This is a genomic window from Idiomarina sp. OT37-5b (assembly GCF_002968395.1).
GTDB lineage: Bacteria > Pseudomonadota > Gammaproteobacteria > Enterobacterales > Alteromonadaceae > Idiomarina > Idiomarina aquatica.
The window spans coordinates 1384730-1401354 of the sequence record NZ_CP027188.1 but is presented as its reverse complement, the minus strand read 5'-3'; the positions used below and the strand labels follow the sequence as shown (position 1 = coordinate 1401354).

The 16625-nt window shown below is 51.5% G+C and carries 17 protein-coding genes; 16 read left to right on the top strand and 1 reads right to left on the bottom strand.

Annotated features, from left to right (window positions below; translation table 11 throughout):
* The first annotated feature begins 9 nt into the window (after positions 1-9).
* The 9 genes from hisC (at position 10) to C5610_RS06490 (ending at position 8044) form a co-directional block, all read left to right on the top strand.
* On the top strand, positions 10-1110 hold the full coding sequence (hisC, locus tag C5610_RS06530) for a histidinol-phosphate transaminase (protein ID WP_105306465.1): 1101 nt from the start codon (positions 10-12) through the stop codon (positions 1108-1110).
* Positions 1111-1125: 15 nt separating this feature from the next.
* Positions 1126-2436 (top strand): 3-phosphoshikimate 1-carboxyvinyltransferase, encoded by a 1311-nt coding sequence (gene aroA, locus C5610_RS06525; RefSeq protein ID WP_105307732.1) that lies wholly within the window; start codon positions 1126-1128, stop codon positions 2434-2436.
* Positions 2437-2543: 107 nt separating this feature from the next.
* On the top strand, positions 2544-3233 hold the full coding sequence (gene cmk / locus C5610_RS06520) for a (d)CMP kinase (protein ID WP_105306464.1): 690 nt from the start codon (positions 2544-2546) through the stop codon (positions 3231-3233).
* Positions 3234-3362: 129 nt separating this feature from the next.
* On the top strand, positions 3363-5039 hold the full coding sequence (rpsA, locus tag C5610_RS06515; RefSeq protein WP_105306463.1) for a 30S ribosomal protein S1: 1677 nt from the start codon (positions 3363-3365) through the stop codon (positions 5037-5039).
* Between the two features lie 58 nt (positions 5040-5097).
* Complete coding sequence (locus tag C5610_RS06510) at positions 5098-5382, top strand: integration host factor subunit beta (RefSeq protein WP_105306462.1); 285 nt, start codon at positions 5098-5100, stop codon at positions 5380-5382.
* Positions 5383-5475: 93 nt separating this feature from the next.
* The gene (locus C5610_RS06505; protein ID WP_105306461.1) at positions 5476-5757 is read left to right on the top strand and encodes a lipopolysaccharide assembly protein LapA domain-containing protein; all 282 of its coding nucleotides are present in this window, start codon (positions 5476-5478) and stop codon (positions 5755-5757) included.
* Between the two features lie 6 nt (positions 5758-5763).
* A complete protein-coding gene (lapB, locus tag C5610_RS06500; protein WP_105306460.1) occupies positions 5764-6918 on the top strand; it encodes a lipopolysaccharide assembly protein LapB in 1155 nt (384 codons plus the stop codon).
* Positions 6919-6922: 4 nt separating this feature from the next.
* The gene (gene pyrF / locus C5610_RS06495) at positions 6923-7621 is read left to right on the top strand and encodes an orotidine-5'-phosphate decarboxylase (RefSeq protein WP_105307731.1); all 699 of its coding nucleotides are present in this window, start codon (positions 6923-6925) and stop codon (positions 7619-7621) included.
* An 81-nt stretch (positions 7622-7702) separates the two neighbouring features.
* On the top strand, positions 7703-8044 hold the full coding sequence (locus C5610_RS06490; protein WP_241970596.1) for a ComEA family DNA-binding protein: 342 nt from the start codon (positions 7703-7705) through the stop codon (positions 8042-8044).
* A 66-nt stretch (positions 8045-8110) separates the two neighbouring features.
* Here the strand turns inward: C5610_RS06490 and rne are convergent, their stop codons facing one another.
* A complete protein-coding gene (gene rne / locus C5610_RS06485) occupies positions 8111-11104 on the bottom strand; it encodes a ribonuclease E (protein ID WP_105306459.1) in 2994 nt (997 codons plus the stop codon).
* A gap of 511 nt (positions 11105-11615) precedes the next feature.
* Here rne and rluC point away from each other — a divergent pair.
* The 7 genes from rluC to C5610_RS06450 are packed head-to-tail and all read left to right on the top strand — an operon-like array spanning position 11616 to position 16622.
* Positions 11616-12563 carry a 23S rRNA pseudouridine(955/2504/2580) synthase RluC gene (gene rluC, locus C5610_RS06480; protein ID WP_105307729.1) on the top strand — a complete coding sequence of 316 codons (948 nt, stop codon included), beginning with the start codon at positions 11616-11618 and terminating at the stop codon, positions 12561-12563.
* Between the two features lie 22 nt (positions 12564-12585).
* The gene (locus C5610_RS06475) at positions 12586-13245 is read left to right on the top strand and encodes an HAD family hydrolase (protein WP_262340060.1); all 660 of its coding nucleotides are present in this window, start codon (positions 12586-12588) and stop codon (positions 13243-13245) included.
* A complete protein-coding gene (locus tag C5610_RS06470; RefSeq protein WP_105306457.1) occupies positions 13238-13852 on the top strand; it encodes a Maf family protein in 615 nt (204 codons plus the stop codon). The genes C5610_RS06475 and C5610_RS06470 overlap by 8 nt, the downstream gene beginning before the upstream one ends.
* A gap of 30 nt (positions 13853-13882) precedes the next feature.
* The gene (gene yceD / locus C5610_RS06465; protein WP_105306456.1) at positions 13883-14413 is read left to right on the top strand and encodes a 23S rRNA accumulation protein YceD; all 531 of its coding nucleotides are present in this window, start codon (positions 13883-13885) and stop codon (positions 14411-14413) included.
* Positions 14414-14429: 16 nt separating this feature from the next.
* Complete coding sequence (gene rpmF, locus C5610_RS06460) at positions 14430-14600, top strand: 50S ribosomal protein L32 (RefSeq protein WP_006955319.1); 171 nt, start codon at positions 14430-14432, stop codon at positions 14598-14600.
* A 10-nt stretch (positions 14601-14610) separates the two neighbouring features.
* Positions 14611-15636, top strand: coding sequence for a phosphate acyltransferase PlsX (gene plsX, locus C5610_RS06455; RefSeq protein ID WP_105306455.1), 1026 nt, complete (start codon positions 14611-14613; stop codon positions 15634-15636).
* 8 nt (positions 15637-15644) lie between these two features.
* Positions 15645-16622 (top strand): beta-ketoacyl-ACP synthase III, encoded by a 978-nt coding sequence (locus C5610_RS06450; RefSeq protein WP_105306454.1) that lies wholly within the window; start codon positions 15645-15647, stop codon positions 16620-16622.
* The last annotated feature ends 3 nt before the right edge of the window (positions 16623-16625 follow it).

Sequence of the window (16625 nt, the reverse complement as noted above, 5' to 3'; positions counted from 1 at the left end):
GTAGTTATCATGGCAAGTTTCGACGCAACCGCAGCCGCAAATCCTGGAGTCAGAAAGTTACAGCCTTATCAGGCAGGCAAGCCCATGGACGAACTGCAACGGGAGTTGGGGTTGTCGCATGTGGTTAAGTTAGCTTCTAACGAAAATCCGCTCGGCCTGAGTGAAAAAGTGCGCACCGCGCTGCAGGGCGAGCTATCCGATTTGATCCGTTATCCGGACGCTAACGGCTTTTACTTAAAAAGCAAACTGGCGGAGTTGCATCAGGTTGGCAGCGACCAAATTACGCTGGGCAACGGTTCTAATGATGTGCTGGAAATTCTGGCAAGAACCTTTGTCAGCGCAGAACATGAAGTGGTGTTCTCACAACACGCCTTTGTTGTTTATCCGTTGGTAACGCAGGCCATTGGCGCTAAGGGTGTGTCGGTGCCGGCCAAAGACTATGGCCACGATTTGGACGCCATGGCAGCGGCCATCAATGAACGCACTAAGATGGTGTTTATTGCTAACCCGAACAACCCGACCGGTACCTTCCTCAGCACGGCAGAGATTAAAGCGTTTCTGGATAAGGTGCCGGAACACGTCATTGTGGTGCTCGACGAAGCCTATTATGAGTACGTTCCTGAGGCGGATCGCGCGCCATCGGTAGAGTGGTTGCAGCACTATCCTAATTTGGTCGTCTCACGGACGTTCTCGAAAGCCTATGGATTGGCCGGATTGCGTGCCGGCTATGCAGTCAGCAGTGCCGATATCGCGAATCTGCTGAACCGCATTCGTCAGCCATTTAACGTCAACTCGTTATCGCTTAAGGCGGCCGAAGTGGTACTGGATGACCACGATTATCTGCAACGCGCAATCGAGGTTAATGCGCAGGGTATGCAACAACTGGTCGAGTTCTGCCGCAGTGAAGGCTTCAACTTCATCCCGTCTCATGGCAACTTCCTGACCATCGAAGTGGGAGCCAATGCCGCTGACATTTATCAGCGTTTGTTGCACGAAGGCGTCATTGTGCGTCCTGTCGCCGGTTATGAGCTGCCAAATCATCTGCGCGTCAGTATTGGGCTGCCCGAAGAAAACCAAGCCTTCATTGATGCCATGCGCAACATTCGTTAAACAAGGAGTGGGTTGTTGAGTCGTCTTCCTGCAACACTGACATTAACTGACCTGAGTCACTGTCAGGGTGAGGTTACTCTGCCTGGCTCGAAGAGCATTGCCAACCGCGCGTTACTGATTGCCGCATTGTGTGCGGAACCGGTAGTGCTGCACAATGTACTGCGCAGTGATGATACCGCGCGTATGCTGGAGGCGCTGACGGCACTCGGCGTCAGCATTAACGAACAGGATGCAACCACGCTGGTGGTGCATGGCTGCGGCGGTCACTGGCGTAACACCACCCAGCGACTGATGCTGGGGAATGCCGGCACCGCCATGCGTCCGCTGGTGGCGGTGCTCGCAGCAACACTGGAGCCGCACCAGCGTATCGTTCTGGACGGCGATGCGCGTATGCGCGAGCGACCCATCAAAGATCTGGTGGAAAGCCTTCGTGCCCAGCAGGCGCCGATTGATTACCTCGGTGACCCTGGCTATCCGCCGCTGGGCATCGCCGGCGGACTGCAGCCCGGTGATTTTGTCATTGACGGCAGTGTTTCCAGTCAATACATCAGCGCGCTGTTGATGGCATTGCCGCTATTGCCTGCGGACTCTACGCTGACATTGAGCGGTGAGGTGGTGTCACGACCCTATATTGACCTGACTCTGGCGATGCTGCGTGACTTTGGCATCGACATCATTACGGTTACCGATCATCAATTCCGTATTCCGGGTCAGCAGGCTTATCGTTCGCCTCAGAATTACTTTGTTGAAGGTGACGCCAGTGGCGCCAGTTACTGGATGGCGGCAGCCGCTCTGGGCGGCGGACCGATTACCATCCACGGTGTCGGGCAGTCATCGATTCAGGGTGACATTGCCTTCGCCGAGGTGGTTGAAGCCATGGGCGCAGACGTCAGTTGGGGCACCAATCAAGTCACGGTTCGTGGCCGTGGTGCATTGCAAGGCATTGATTTTGACGGCAATCAAATACCTGATGCCGCCATGACCATTGCGCCGCTGGCATTGTTTGCGCGCGGAACCACCATCATTCGGAACGTCGCAAATTGGCGCGTTAAAGAAACGGATCGGCTGGCAGCGATGGCGACGGAGTTACGCAAAACCGGCGCCAGTGTAAAAGAGGGTAAAGATTACCTGGTTATTGATCCGCCTCAAATTTGGCAACACGCGCACATCGATACCTATGACGACCACCGCATTGCCATGTGCTTCGCCCTTGCAGGCTTCTCAACGGCGGGCGTCACCATTAATGACCCCGGTTGTTGTGCAAAAACGTATCCGCAGTTTTTTAGTGAATTTTCACGCCTCTGTAACTTACCTCCAGTAGCTTAAGCGCGTCCCGGCGTTGGCCGGGGCGTATTTAAGGATGCAAAAACTTACCAAATGCGTATAATTGCGCGGCTAAATACTGCGATTAGGCAGGGCAATTTGAGGATTTTATGGCAACACATACCCCCGTTATAACCATTGATGGACCAAGTGGCTCGGGTAAAGGAACCATCAGCCGGCTGTTGGCTGAGAAGCTGGGATGGCATCTGTTAGACAGCGGTGCGATTTACCGTGTGTTAGCGCTTGCGGCGTTACATCATGACTTCAGTGCCGACGACGAAGAGAGCTTGGTTGCCCTGGCAGCGAATCTTGACGTTAAGTTTGAGGCAGAGGAAGACGATGGTATTACCCATATCATTCTCGAAGGTGAGGATGTGACACTGACCATCCGCACTGAACAAGTCGGTAATATGGCCTCAAAAATTGCAGCATTGCCGCGGGTTCGCGAAGCCTTATTGCGCCGCCAGCGGGGTTTTAAAGAACTGCCGGGCTTGGTCGCCGATGGCCGCGACATGGGCACCGTGGTGTTCACTGATGCCGATGCTAAGGTATTTTTAACGGCGTCGGCGGAAGAACGTGCGCAACGTCGTTATAAGCAATTGCTCGAAAAGGGCTTTGATGCTAATATTGACCAATTAATAACCGAAATTGAAGAGCGTGACGAACGCGATACCAATCGTTCCGTGGCGCCGCTAAAACCAGCCGATGATGCGCTGTATGTGGACAGCACCGATTTAAGCATCGATCAGGTACTGGAAGAAATTCTGACGTTTGCACACAGCAAACTGTCGAAGGACTAGCTAACTCGCTGAGCCCGGTGGCTTCGCGAGTTATTTAGGTGTCTGCCGTAAGGATACACGCAGACGTTATTCATAACCCCGCTGTACAGGAAGTTCAGTGGACGTCATCTAAAAGCGAAGATATTTAATATGTCAGAAAATTTTGCACAGCTGTTTGAAGAAAGCCTGAAAGAAGTAGAAACTCGCCCGGGCTCGATCGTTAAAGGTACTATCGTTGCTATCGAAAAAGACTTGGTCTTAGTCGATGCCGGCCTTAAGTCTGAAAGTGCTATCCCGGCAGAGCAGTTCCGTAATGCGGACGGCGAACTGGAAGTGAGCGTTGGTGATGAAATCGACGTAGCACTGGACGCGGTTGAAGACGGCTTCGGTGAAACGATTCTTTCACGCGAAAAAGCTAAGCGTTATGAAGCTTGGCTGCAGCTGGAAAAAGCTTACGAAGACAACGCAACAGTTACCGGTATTATCTCCGGTAAAGTTAAAGGTGGCTTCACCGTGGATCTGGGCGGCGTTCGTGCCTTCTTGCCAGGTTCATTGGTTGACGTACGTCCAGTACGCGAAACAGCTCACCTGGAAAACAAAGATCTCGAATTCAAAGTTATCAAGCTGGATCAGAAGCGCAACAACGTTGTTGTTTCTCGTCGTGCTGTTATCGAGAAAGAAAACAGTGCAGAACGCGAAGAGCTGCTTGAGAACCTGCAGGAAGGTCAAGAAGTTCAAGGTATCGTTAAGAACCTTACTGATTACGGTGCATTCGTTGATTTGGGTGGTGTTGACGGTCTGTTACACATCACTGATATGGCTTGGAAACGCGTTAAGCACCCAAGCGAAATCGTTAACGTTGGCGACGAAATTACTGTCAAAGTACTTAAGTTCGACCGTGAGCGCACTCGTGTATCACTGGGTCTTAAGCAACTGGGTGAAGATCCGTGGGCAGATATCGCGAACCGTTATCCAGAAGGCACTCGCCTGACCGGTCGTGTTACGAACCTGACTGATTACGGCTGTTTCGTTGAAATCGAAGAAGGCGTTGAAGGTCTGGTACACGTATCTGAAATGGACTGGACGAACAAAAACGTTCACCCATCTAAGGTTGTTAACCTGGACGACACCGTTGAAGTTATGGTTCTGGAAATCGACGAAGAACGTCGTCGTATTTCTCTGGGTCTTAAGCAGTGCAAACCTAACCCTTGGGAAGAGTTCGCTAAGAACCACAACAAGGGCGAGAAAGTTACTGGTAAGATCAAGTCAATCACTGACTTCGGTATCTTCATCGGCTTGGACGGCGGCATTGATGGTCTGGTTCACTTGTCAGACATCAGCTGGAACGCAACAGGCGAAGAAGCCGTTCGTGATTATAAGAAAGGCGAAGAAGTGACTGCTGTTGTCATGCAAGTTGACGCAGAGCGTGAGCGTATCTCTCTGGGCATCAAGCAACTGGAAGAAGATCCGTTTAACAACTACTTGGCAGCCAACAAAAAAGGTTCTATTGTTTCTGGTACCGTTACTGAAGTTGACGCGAAAGGTGCAAAAGTAGAACTGGCTGACAGCGTAGAAGGTTACGTTCGTGCTGCAGACATCTCTCGTGACCGTGTTGAAGATGCATCAACTGAACTGTCTGTTGGTGATACCATCGAAGCACGCTTCATGGGCGTTGACCGCAAAAACCGTACTCTGAGCTTGTCTATTCGTGGTAAAGACGAAGCGGAAGAGAAAGAAGCGGTTGAGCAGGTTAACAAGCAGCAAGACAGCTCTGGCATCAACAGCGCAATGGCTGACGCCTTTAAAGCGGCTAAAACCGACGACTAATAGTTCGATGACGTAGCGTGCGCCTCTGGCGCACGCGACATCGTAAACTGGAGGTATTATGACCAAATCAGAATTGATTGAACGGTTAGCCTTAAAGTATCAGGATTTACCTCCTACGGTTGTTGAGGCGAGTGTCAAAGATATCCTGGAGCAAATGGTGCAGAGCCTGGCTCACGGGAAACGTATTGAAATTCGTGGCTTTGGTAGCTTTTCATTGCATTACCGTGCGCCTCGGATCGGACGTAATCCGAAAACGGGCGAAAAAGTTGAGTTGGACGCGAAATACGTTCCTCACTTTAAAGCGGGTAAAGAACTGCGAGAGCGCGTTGACAATTTTAGTTGATCTTTGTACTCGAATGATAAAAACGGCATGCTATACTGGCATGCCGTTTTTTTATGGCTGTCAATCAGTCACTCTGGGCAGGTAAGGACACACATGTTAAAAAAACTACTGATCATTGTCCCCATACTGGTTATCTTTTTTATTGCTCTGGCCTTTGGTGCGCAAAACGCAACCGAGGTAACGGTAAACTTTTTGCTGTTTAAGGCGCAGTTGTCTGTCGCTGCGGTCGCCGGCATTTTTTTGGGGGTTGGTTTTTTTATCTCCGTTATTTTTTATTTCCTGTCGACACTGCGCTGGAAGCTCCGCTACCGCCGGCTGTCGAAAAAGTTCAGCGCACTTGAGAGCAGGGCGCCGGAATCGAACACGAAGGAATAGCCGGTAATGCTTGAGCTGTTGTTTCTGTTACTGCCTGTTGCCGCCGCCTATGGTTGGTTCATGGGGCGTAACAGTGTGCGCAGTGAAGAACGGAAAGAGCAACAGCGGTTTTCAAAGCAATATGCCACCGGCCTCAATTTGTTACTGTCCGATCAGCCCGATAAAGCGGTCGACCTTTTTGTTGAACTGCTTGATGTTGACAGTGACACCCTCGAGACCCACTGGACACTGGGCAAGCTGTTTCGCCGTCGCGGCGAAGTTGAACGCGCGATAAAAATTCATCAGAACCTCACATCACGGCCAAACATTACCGAGCACGACCGGATGCTGGCGATGTACGAACTTGGCAAAGATTATCTTGCCGCGGGCATCTATGATCGGGCTGAACAAATGTTTTCCGGTCTGCAGCGGCAACGCAATTTCCGCGAACGCAGCCGCAAAAACCTGCTTGAACTCTATCAGGCAACCCATGAGTGGGATAAAGCCATTAAAGTGGCGTTGCGGTTGACGAAAGACGATGCTCAAATCGAACGGGTGGTGGCACAGCTCTACTGTGAACTGGCTGAGCAGGAGTCGGCCGCAGAAGCCATTAAACATTATAAAAAAGCCCTTAAGCACGACGAAAACTGCGTACGAGCCAGCATTGCATTGGGCCGTTTATACCGCGATCAGAAACAGTTAAAAACCTCCTGTGATTATTTTCAGCAGGTGCTGGCACAGGACCCTGCGTTTGTCAGCGAAGTACTGACTGAGCTTGAACATAATTACCAGGCACTCGGTGACACGACGCCCTACATCGAGTTTTTACACGCTTGTGTTGAGCGCCGAGCCGGCACCAGTGCCGTTATCGCGCTGTCAGAGTATATTTTCAAACATCAGGGTGGCGACGCGGCTGAACAGTTCATTCGCGCCACCATGGAAGATCACCCAACCATGCGTGGTTTTCATCAACTGATGGATTTTCATATTCGCGCTGCGGACGTCGGCAACGCCCGCGAGAGCCTTAAAATTTTGCAGGCGATGGTCGCCGAGCATATTAAGCAACGGCCAAGATACAGTTGTCGCCACTGCGGCTTTGCCGGCAACACGTTATATTGGCAATGCCCAAGCTGCAAAAGCTGGAGCACAACAAAACCCATTATCGGACTGGATGGTGAATAACACGATGAGCTTACCTCAAATCTATATTGCACTGGATTATCACAATCGAATTCAAGCTGACGCGATGGTGTCGCAATTGGATCCTACGAAAGTGGGATTAAAAATTGGTAAAGAATTATTCACTACCGAGGGGCCGGACTGGGTTACTGAACAAGTTGAAAAAGGCTTTTCGATTTTCCTCGACCTCAAATTTCATGACATTCCCAACACGGTCGCTAAAGCGGTAGCGGCAGCGGCACGACTGAACGTTGATGTCGTTAATGTCCATGCCAGCGGCGGATTAAAAATGATGCAGGCAGCGCGCCAGGCTCTTGAGGCGTCCGAACGACCTCCGCTGTTGATTGCCGTAACCGTACTGACATCGATGGACGCGTCGGATTTAGCTGACATCGGCATTACCGTGCCGGTGGAAGAGCAGGTACTGAGACTGGCAAAACTGACGCAGCAAGCTGGCTTAGACGGCGTTGTTTGCTCAGCTCAGGAAGCGCCATTGCTAAAACGCGAATTGGGTGACGAGTTCAAACTCATGACACCGGGCATTCGACCAGCTAGTGCTCAAAAGGATGATCAGAAACGCACGTTGACGCCGTTGCAGGCGAAGCAGGCCGGCGTTGATTTTATGGTTATTGGACGACCGGTGACCCAGGCTGACAATCCGCATCAAGCCGTGCTTGAGATATTGGCCGAATTACAACAGGGTTAATGTCGTATTCATTAAAACCCACGGCATAAGGTATCTATGCTTGTAGCGCTGTGTTAAACAGTGAAACAACAAGGAAACCTTATGACGTTACGGAAAACCTGTCTTACCGCGTCGTTGATGGCTGCATTATTGTCGTCAATGACGGCTACGGCGTCGGTCGCTGCACCGGTCATGCCTATTGCGCCGCTGACTCAGGAAGCCAATGCTGAGGATGCCGATAAAACCAATCGGTTAAACATCAATACGGCAAGTGCTCAGGAGCTATCGGCGGTGATGATTGGCGTTGGTCTAAAGCGTGCTGAGCAAATCATCAAATTGCGGGAGCAGTTGGGTGGTTTTACCGAGTTGGAGCAGTTATTGGATGTGAAAGGCATTGGCCTTAAAACATTGGAAAAAAACCAAGGCTTGATACGGCTCGATTAGATAACTGATAAAAAAAGCCCCGTTGCAGTGATGCAAACGGGGCTTTTTATTCGCTTACGCGTTAACTCAGGATGACGGAGAACATTTCGCCATGTCAGCCTGCGCCCGCGAGGTCGACTGCTCAATTGCTGCGGTCTTGTCGGACTTAACAAATTCCGAGCGCGCGGTCGCTGCAGCCACCGGGAACGGCGAGAATTCACCTTCACGCAGCGTAGCGCTGGCTTTGGTCATGTCCGCAAATGCTTTACTTTTCACCCGGCTTGGATAAACCGGCTGCACGGCAATCGCATTTGCCGCTTCTTTATCGCGCTTACGCTTTTGTCCGGCTGCGCGTTGATGGCGAGGTGAGCGGCGTGAACGGTTACGCTCCGACTTCGCCGGCTTCTCGTCTTCGCTCGCTGCGGCAGGCTCTTGCTCGACCGGAGCCGAAGGCGTTTGTGCTTCTGCGTCGGCCGCTTGAGATTGCTGTGCGTCGTTAACCGGCTCAGCAGCTTCAGTGCTCGGCTCAGAGGCTACCGGCGTTTCCGCAGCTTCCGAATCCGCTTCTTGCGGCTGTTGCGGTTGCTGTTCCTGTTGCTGCGTTTCTGGTTTCTCGGCGTTAACAGGTTCTGCTTTGTTCACATCAGCTACCGGCTGTTCGTCGGCCGGGGCAGCAGCTGTATGTTGCTCTGCTTCAACCAGTTCGGCGGCGGCCTGAAGACGAGGATCATTCACTTTTGAAGCCAGTACTTTAGGCGAAGGCTGACGTGGTTCACGCTCACCCGTTGCCGACTTTTCAGGTGCGGAAGAAGGCTGTTGCTTAGCGGCTTCCGGCTGCTTTTGCCCAGCCTGTTGCTGCGGTTCCTGCTTAGCCTCTGGTTGCACTTCAGGTTGTGACGCCGTCGTTTTATCAGTTACCCGTACAGAACGTTCAAGTTTCTTCTGCGGGCGGCGCTTTTTCGGCGTCCGCGGCTGCTGATCAGCGTCTGGCTTCGGTGCTTTCTCGGTAGCCTGTTGTTCCGGAGCCGGAACAGGAGCAGTTTGCTGATCTTGTTCAGCTTTACGGTTGTTTGGCTGGCCTTGTGCTTGAGACTGATTTTGATTACGACCACGGCCACGACCCCGACGATTATTACGGCGGCCATTACCGGAACGGTTGTCCTGACGTTCGTCCTGACGTTTATTGTCCGCTGCAGTGTTGTCCTCCGCATCGCTCTGCGCCGCTTTGTTGCGGTTATCGTCGTTGCGTGGGCGCTGCCGTGAACGACGGTTTCCGCCCCGTTGATTACGTCCGCCGCGACGCTGGTTACCGCGTTGCTGCTGCTTGTTATTCTGTTCCTGCTTGCTTTCTTTATCCGTTTCTTCCGAACTGCCGAACAAACCGGCCAACCAGTTACCCAGTCGTTGAATTAACGAAGGCGCGGCTGCAGGTGCCGCCGCAGCCGCAGCCGGTGCAGCAGCAGGCGCTGCCGGAGGTGGTGCCGTAGGTGCTTGCAAGCCTTTTAACGCCGGCTCTTCAATTTGTTGGCGATCCTTAGTCAGCGTAATCGCCACAGACTGATCTTGTTCAGGTTTAGAAACCAACTGGAAACTGGCCGCTTCCGGCACTTCGTCGTCGCGAATACGGATAACTTCGAAGTGTGGTGTTTCTAAGTGGTGATTCGGAATGATCACCGCTTTAACGTCATGGCGTTCTTCGATTTTATTAACGGCCGAGCGCTTTTCGTTCAGCAAATAGGTGGCAACGGATACCGGCACCTGAGCCTGTACCTGTACCGTGTTGTCCTTGATCGCTTCTTCTTCGATCAAACGCAAAATGGACAATGCCAACGATTCACTGGAACGAATGGTGCCTTGTCCATTACAACGAGGGCAAACGCCGTTAGCTGATTCACCCAACGATGGACGCAGGCGCTGCCGGGACATTTCCAACAAGCCGAAGCGAGAAATGCGCGCCACCTGAATGCGAGCGCGATCATGTGCCAGGCTGTCGCGCAGACGGTTTTCCACTTCACGCTGGTGACGAGCCGGAGTCATGTCGATAAAGTCGATGACCACCAGACCACCGAGGTCACGTAAACGTAACTGACGGGCAATTTCTTCCGCGGCTTCAAGGTTGGTTTGCAGGGCCGTTTCTTCGATATCGCCGCCTTTGGTGGCGCGCGATGAGTTAATATCGATTGACGTCAGTGCTTCAGTCGGGTCAATGACGATGGAACCACCGGACGGCAGTCGCACTTCGCGCTGGAATGCCGATTCAATTTGGCTTTCAATCTGATAATGACTGAACAGCGGCACATCGCCTTCGTACAGCTTGACGCGGTTAAGGAAGTCCGGGCGGATCAACTGAATGTGGTTGCGAACCTGTTCGAACACTTTTTTGCTGTCGATCAGTACTTCACCGATATCACGGCGTAAGTAATCACGTAACGCCCGGAAAATAACGTTGCTTTCCTGATGGATCAGGAACGGAGCAGGGCGTTCGTTGGCCGCTTTACTGATGGCTTCCCAATGATGCAGCAGAACATTAAGATCCCACTCCAACTCTTCTTTAGACTTACCAACGCCGGCGGTACGTACGATCAGACCCATTTCCTTGGGAACGTTAAGGTCGCTGAGTGCCTCTTTTAAGGCCGAGCGCTCATCACCTTCGATGCGACGAGAAATGCCACCGGCACGCGGGTTGTTTGGCATCAGTACCAGGTAGCTGCCCGCCAATGAGATAAAGGTGGTTAACGCAGCGCCTTTTTGACCGCGTTCTTCTTTATCAATTTGTACGATAACTTCCTGGCCTTCCTTAACCACGTCCTTGATGTTCGGGCGGCCTTGGAACGTATAACCTTCTGGGAAGTAAGTTTTGGCAATTTCTTTAAGGGGGAGGAATCCGTGGCGCTCTGCACCATAGTCAACGAAAGCGGCTTCTAGGCTGGGTTCAATCCGTGTGATTTTACCCTTATAAATGTTCGCTTTCTTTTGTTCGTGGCCAGGACTTTCAATATCCAGGTCGTATAAGCGCTGGCCGTCGACCAGTGCGACACGCAACTCTTCCAGTTGCGTGGCATTAATTAACATTCTTTTCATTACTGTGACTCAATCTTGCTTAGGCCACAGCATGACACGCTGAATGGCAGCGCCAATGCACTATCGTTAAATTGTTTGTTTGCAGATTGACATGAAAATTATAGGGTTTTCCTGCCTCTGCGTTACCCGTTGAACTGCAACGTGTAACAAAAATTGGTTTGACTGTGCGTGTAACTTGGCGGCATGGCCAATATTACGTGTCATACTGTCGCGATTAAACGTAATCAGCAACTGAATCGTCATTTTGCTTTCCTAATGTTCGCTCCGTGCATTCTTCATCTCGGCGAACCGTATGAAGACGTGGAGTATCCAAGCAAAATGCCTCAATTGCACGTGTATCTATTCGTTGTGTCTCTTTTACCTGTCGGGCGGCCAGCTCATCTGGCTCTTTCGCTACCATCTTGTCCCACAGCAGGATATTTTTTGACAGTTCATTATTTCATAAGTGCAACCATCAATACAAGCGACAATTTCGATGCATGTTGTTGAGCTTAGTGGTAAAATCCGCGCCATGAAAATGATCCAACAAGAAGTCACCTTTCACGAGGTGAGCACAGAAGAGCAGGGCCAGCGTGTCGATAACTTCCTCATGACTAAGTTGAAGGGAGTGCCGAAGTCGTTGGTGTACCGCATTGTGCGCAAAGGCGAAGTGCGCGCCAACAAAAAACGCATCAAACCGGATTACAAACTCAAAGCGGGTGACGTGATTCGGATTCCGCCGGTGAAACTGTCGGAACGACCGGATTTACCGTCAGCAAAGCTGGAGCAGGTGCAGGCATTAGAAGCGGCCATTATTTTTGAAGATGACGCATTGATGGTCGTCAACAAGCCGGCCGGGATGGCGGTGCACGGGGGCTCGGGTCTTAAATTTGGCTTAATCGAGGCGTTACGGGCACTGCGTCCTAACGATAAACACCTCGAGTTGGTGCATCGACTGGATCGCGATACCAGTGGGCTATTGATGATTGCGAAAAAGCGCTCAGTATTAAAAGCACTGCATGAGCAACTGCGTGAAAAGACCATCAATAAGCAGTATCTGGCATTAGTCCGTGGTCAGTGGCAGAAGAGCTGCCGCAATGTCGAGGCACCGCTGCAAAAGAACACGCTGCAGTCGGGCGAACGGATGGTGCGCGTAGACGCTGAAGGCAAGCCGTCGCATACGCGTTTTCGCATTAATCAACGTTATCAGCAGGCGACCCTGATAGAAGCCTCGCCGGTGACCGGGCGCACCCATCAAATTCGCGTGCATACGCTGCATGCAGGACACCCGATAGCCGGCGATCCTAAGTATGGGGACAGTGAATTTGATCAACTGATGCAGCAGTGCGGGCTGAAGCGTTTGTTCCTGCACGCCTGGCAGTTGACCTTTACACACCCGAAAACCGAGCAGTCCATGCATCTGGAAGCGCCGCTGGAAGAGTCGTTAAAGCAGGTGCTGCAACGACTGACTGCAATTTGATGATGGCAATACGGAGTAGCTGGTGACCCATTCACAACTGGTGATTTTTGACTGGGACGGAACCTTAATGGATTCCATTGGCCGCATTGTTTCGGCAATGCGGGCGACTGCGCAGCACCTGCGTTTATCGGTACCGACCGAGCAGGCAGTAAAAGACATTATTGGACTCAGTTTAGAACCCGCTATCGAGCTGTTGTTCGGTCGCTTACCAACGGCACAGCATCAACAGTTTTTGGCCCGCTATCGGGATGAGTACGTTGATTTGAATACCACCCCGACGCCGTTATTTGATGACGCGATTGCGGTCATTGAACAACTCCGTCAACGGCAGTATGGTGTGGCCGTAGCGACCGGAAAAGCGCGTCGCGGTCTTGATCGCGTTTGGCTGGAAACGCAAGTCGGTCATTTGTTTGATGGCTCTCGTTGTGCTGATGAATCCAAAGGCAAGCCGGACCCACAAATGCTCCATGAATTGATGACGGAACTTGGTTACCTGCCTCAGCAAACCGTTATGGTCGGTGATTCCGTGCACGACATTAAGATGGCTAAAGCGGCAGGCGTCGGGGCCATTGGTGTCGATTTCGGCGTACACGATGCGCAGCGATTAAAAGCAGCCGGCGCCGATCACGTGATCAGTCGTTTGTCTGAACTGCCGAATATCATAGGAGCATCATATGCCTAGAACGCTCGTGTTGGCTTCCTCGTCGCCGTATCGCCGAGCGATACTGGACAAACTGCATTTAAATTACCAGGTGTGCAAACCGGAAATTGATGAGCAAGCCCGACCACAGGAAACCGCCGAACAGTTGGTTAAGCGACTGGCCACTGAAAAAGCCAAAGCTGTCGTGCAACGACAGCCGCAATTTGCCGACGCGGTGGTGATTGGTTCTGACCAGGTGGCATTGTGCGATAACGAGATCCTGGGTAAACCACACAATGAAACTAACGCGGTTGCACAGCTACAACGTTTCGTCGGTAAAACGGTGACCTTTTTAACGGGCTTGTGTGTGTATGATGCCGCCAACGACAGCTGCGATGTAGTCTGTGTGCCGTTCTACGTGCACTTCCGAGACGATCTCAGCGACGCTGAACTCCGCCGTTACGTTGAATTGGAACAGCCGCTGAATTGTGCCGGCAGTTTTAAAAGCGAAGGGCTGGGTATCAGTCTGTTTAAATCGTTGCAGGGTGACGACCCCAACACCTTAATTGGCTTGCCCAGTATCGAATTATTACGTATGCTGCGGCGCCTTCATATAAACCCGCTGGCAGGCGATAATTCGCTTGCTTAGAGCCCATCACTAAGGTAGACTGCGCCCGCTATGCAAAAGGTTAGAATCCCAGTGACGGTTGATCCCGTCAAAAGTGCGAACAAAAAGCAAACGTTTGATGGCTTGGTACCGGCCAAAACGCTCTCGCGTTTTCAAGGTTTACTGGCCGAAGTCTGCGACAGTGATCCCGAAGTCAAGGTTGAATTTGGCATCGATGAGCAGGGCATCAGTTATTTTGCCGGTTCTGCGACCACTGCGGTTAAATTGACGTGTCAACGTTGTAATATGCCTTTTGCGGTTGATATCGCCGCGCAATTTGCGTATGCTCCTGTTTCTTCTCGGCAGGGCACGGATGAGTTACCAGAACGCTATGAAGCGATCGAGGTTAATGAGTTTGGTGAAGTCAACCTGCACGGACTTATCGAAGATGAATTAATTCTGGCAATGCCTTTGGTTGCTAAACACGACCCTAAGAATTGTCAGGTTGACCGCGACGCAATGAGTTGGGGTGAAATCGAAGAGGAATCGAAAGACGACTCGGAGAACCCGTTCTCAGTGTTGCAAGAATTAAAGCGTAAATAACTAGGAGATAGCGTAAATGGCTGTTCAACAGAATCGTAAAAGTCGTTCAAAGCGCGACATGCGTCGTTCACACGATGCACTCAGCGGCCCTACACTGTCGGTTGACTCTACCTCTGGTGAGACTCATCGTCGCCACCACGTAACAGCTGATGGTTACTACAAAGGTCGTAAGGTCGTTAACAAGTAATTCTCAGGCCATGCCTGAAATTAAGTTAGCGATTGATGCAATGGGGGGCGACAACGGCCCCTCTATTGTAATTGAAGCACTGGCTCAGCAGCTTCATGAATGTTCCTCACATCATTTTTTTGTCGTCGGACAAAGCGATAGTTTAACGCCACTGCTGCAACAGCATGGTCTGCACGAACACCCCCAAGTTACCCTGATCAATGCCGAACAAGTCGTGCACATGGACGACAAACCCGGTCAGGCACTGCGATCAAAACCGAACTCCTCGATGAGTGTTGCGCTGGAACTGCTCAGTAAAGGCGAGGCCGATGCGGTCATCAGCGGTGGTAATACCGGTGCGCTCATGGCGAAAGCCTATTTCCAGTTAAAAACCCTGCCCGGCGTGTTACGCCCGGCATTGATGGCTGCGCTACCGAACCAACAGGGCGGGCGGTCGTACTTATTGGATTTAGGCGCAAACGCCAGCTGTGACTCCGAAACCTTATTTCAATTTGGGGTGATGGGCAGCGTAGCCGCACAAGTGCTGGAAAATGCACCGAGCCCGAAAGTTGCGTTATTGAACATGGGTGAGGAAGAGATTAAAGGCAACGACGTGGTGAAAAATGCGGCGCTGCGGCTGACCGAATCCGAGCATGTAAATTATCAGGGTTTTGTCGAAGGCAATCACTTATTCAGCGGCAAAGCCGACGTTATCGTGTGCGATGGTTTTGTCGGTAATATCGCCCTAAAAAGTTGCGAAGGCCTGGCGACCCTGATTGTCGAGCAACTAAAATCAGCGTTGATGTCACACTGGATGTATCGCTGGTTCTTCCGTTTTCTGCAAAAACGTACCCAAAAATCCTGGGAACGCCTGAAGCCCGACCACTATAACGGTGCCAGTTTGATAGGATTGCGTGGAGTGGTTATCAAAAGTCATGGTAGTGCTAATGCCAAAGCCTTTGGCAGTGCCATACGACAAGCGATAATCGAAGCGCAAGCGCAACTCCCCGAACGAATTAAAGATCGGGTTGAGTCGGTCCTATTAGAACAACATTAAGCACCTTTATGAGCTATTCAAAAATCGCTGGAACGGGCCATTACTTGCCGCAACAGCGACTTACAAATGACGATTTATCTCGTCGCGTTGACACGTCTGATGAATGGATAACCGAGCGCACTGGTATTAAAGAACGGCGCCTGGCATCAGCCACTGAGTCAGCCGCGACACTTGGCTACGAAGCCGCGAAACAGGCGCTAGATGCCGCCGGTTGGCAAGCCGCCGATCTGGACATGATTGTGGTTGCCACAACCTCAGCGGAACATGCCTTTCCCAGCGCCGCGTGTGAGATCCAAAAAATGCTCGGTGTCAGCTCGATCCCGGCGTTTGATGTCGGTGCAGCCTGTTCTGGTTTTATTTATGCACTGAGCGTTGCCGATCAGTTTATCCGCAGCGGTCAACATCAACGTATTCTGGTGGTCGGTACCGACGTACTGGCACGATTGTGTGATCCGCAGGATCGTAATACCATCGTATTGTTCGGTGATGGTGCCGGAGCGGTGGTGATTGAGGCCGATAGTCAGCCTGGTATCCTGTCGACCCATTTATACAGTGCCGGTGAATATGGTCACTTGTTAGGTGCAAAACAGCCGGTACGCAACGCTCGCGGACTGACCGCCGAAGGTACACCGGAAAGCAGTTGGATGTACATGAAAGGCAATGAGGTGTTTCGAGTGGCGGTGGCCAAGTTGAGTGAGCTGGTTACCCAAACACTAAAAGCTAACGACATGAGTGCCCAGGACCTCGATTGGCTGATACCGCATCAGGCGAATTTACGCATTATTAAAGCGACAGCAAAAAAATTGGCCATGCCGATGGAACAAGTTGTCGTGACGTTGGATCAAACAGGTAATACCTCGGCCGCGTCGGTGCCTATTGCGCTGGATTGGGCGGTACGAGACGGTCGCATTAAACGCGGTCAGACCTTATTATTGGAAGCTTTTGGCGGAGGTTTCGCCTGGGGTTCCGCATTAGTTAAGTATTAAGAG

Bases quoted from the DNA above. Each gene is read 5' to 3' on its own strand.
- hisC (WP_105306465.1), top strand. From the start codon at position 10: ATGGCAAGTTTCGACGCAACCGCAGCCGCAAATCCTGGAGTCAGAAAG.
- cmk (WP_105306464.1), top strand. From the start codon at position 2,544: ATGGCAACACATACCCCCGTTATAACCATTGATGGACCAAGTGGCTCG.
- rpsA (WP_105306463.1), top strand. From the start codon at position 3,363: ATGTCAGAAAATTTTGCACAGCTGTTTGAAGAAAGCCTGAAAGAAGTA.
- C5610_RS06510 (WP_105306462.1), top strand. From the start codon at position 5,098: ATGACCAAATCAGAATTGATTGAACGGTTAGCCTTAAAGTATCAGGAT.
- C5610_RS06505 (WP_105306461.1), top strand. From the start codon at position 5,476: ATGTTAAAAAAACTACTGATCATTGTCCCCATACTGGTTATCTTTTTT.
- lapB (WP_105306460.1), top strand. From the start codon at position 5,764: ATGCTTGAGCTGTTGTTTCTGTTACTGCCTGTTGCCGCCGCCTATGGT.
- pyrF (WP_105307731.1), top strand. From the start codon at position 6,923: ATGAGCTTACCTCAAATCTATATTGCACTGGATTATCACAATCGAATT.
- C5610_RS06490 (WP_241970596.1), top strand. From the start codon at position 7,703: ATGACGTTACGGAAAACCTGTCTTACCGCGTCGTTGATGGCTGCATTA.
- rne (WP_105306459.1), bottom strand. From the start codon at position 11,104: ATGAAAAGAATGTTAATTAATGCCACGCAACTGGAAGAGTTGCGTGTC.
- rluC (WP_105307729.1), top strand. From the start codon at position 11,616: ATGAAAATGATCCAACAAGAAGTCACCTTTCACGAGGTGAGCACAGAA.
- C5610_RS06470 (WP_105306457.1), top strand. From the start codon at position 13,238: ATGCCTAGAACGCTCGTGTTGGCTTCCTCGTCGCCGTATCGCCGAGCG.
- yceD (WP_105306456.1), top strand. From the start codon at position 13,883: ATGCAAAAGGTTAGAATCCCAGTGACGGTTGATCCCGTCAAAAGTGCG.
- rpmF (WP_006955319.1), top strand. From the start codon at position 14,430: ATGGCTGTTCAACAGAATCGTAAAAGTCGTTCAAAGCGCGACATGCGT.
- plsX (WP_105306455.1), top strand. From the start codon at position 14,611: ATGCCTGAAATTAAGTTAGCGATTGATGCAATGGGGGGCGACAACGGC.
- C5610_RS06450 (WP_105306454.1), top strand. From the start codon at position 15,645: ATGAGCTATTCAAAAATCGCTGGAACGGGCCATTACTTGCCGCAACAG.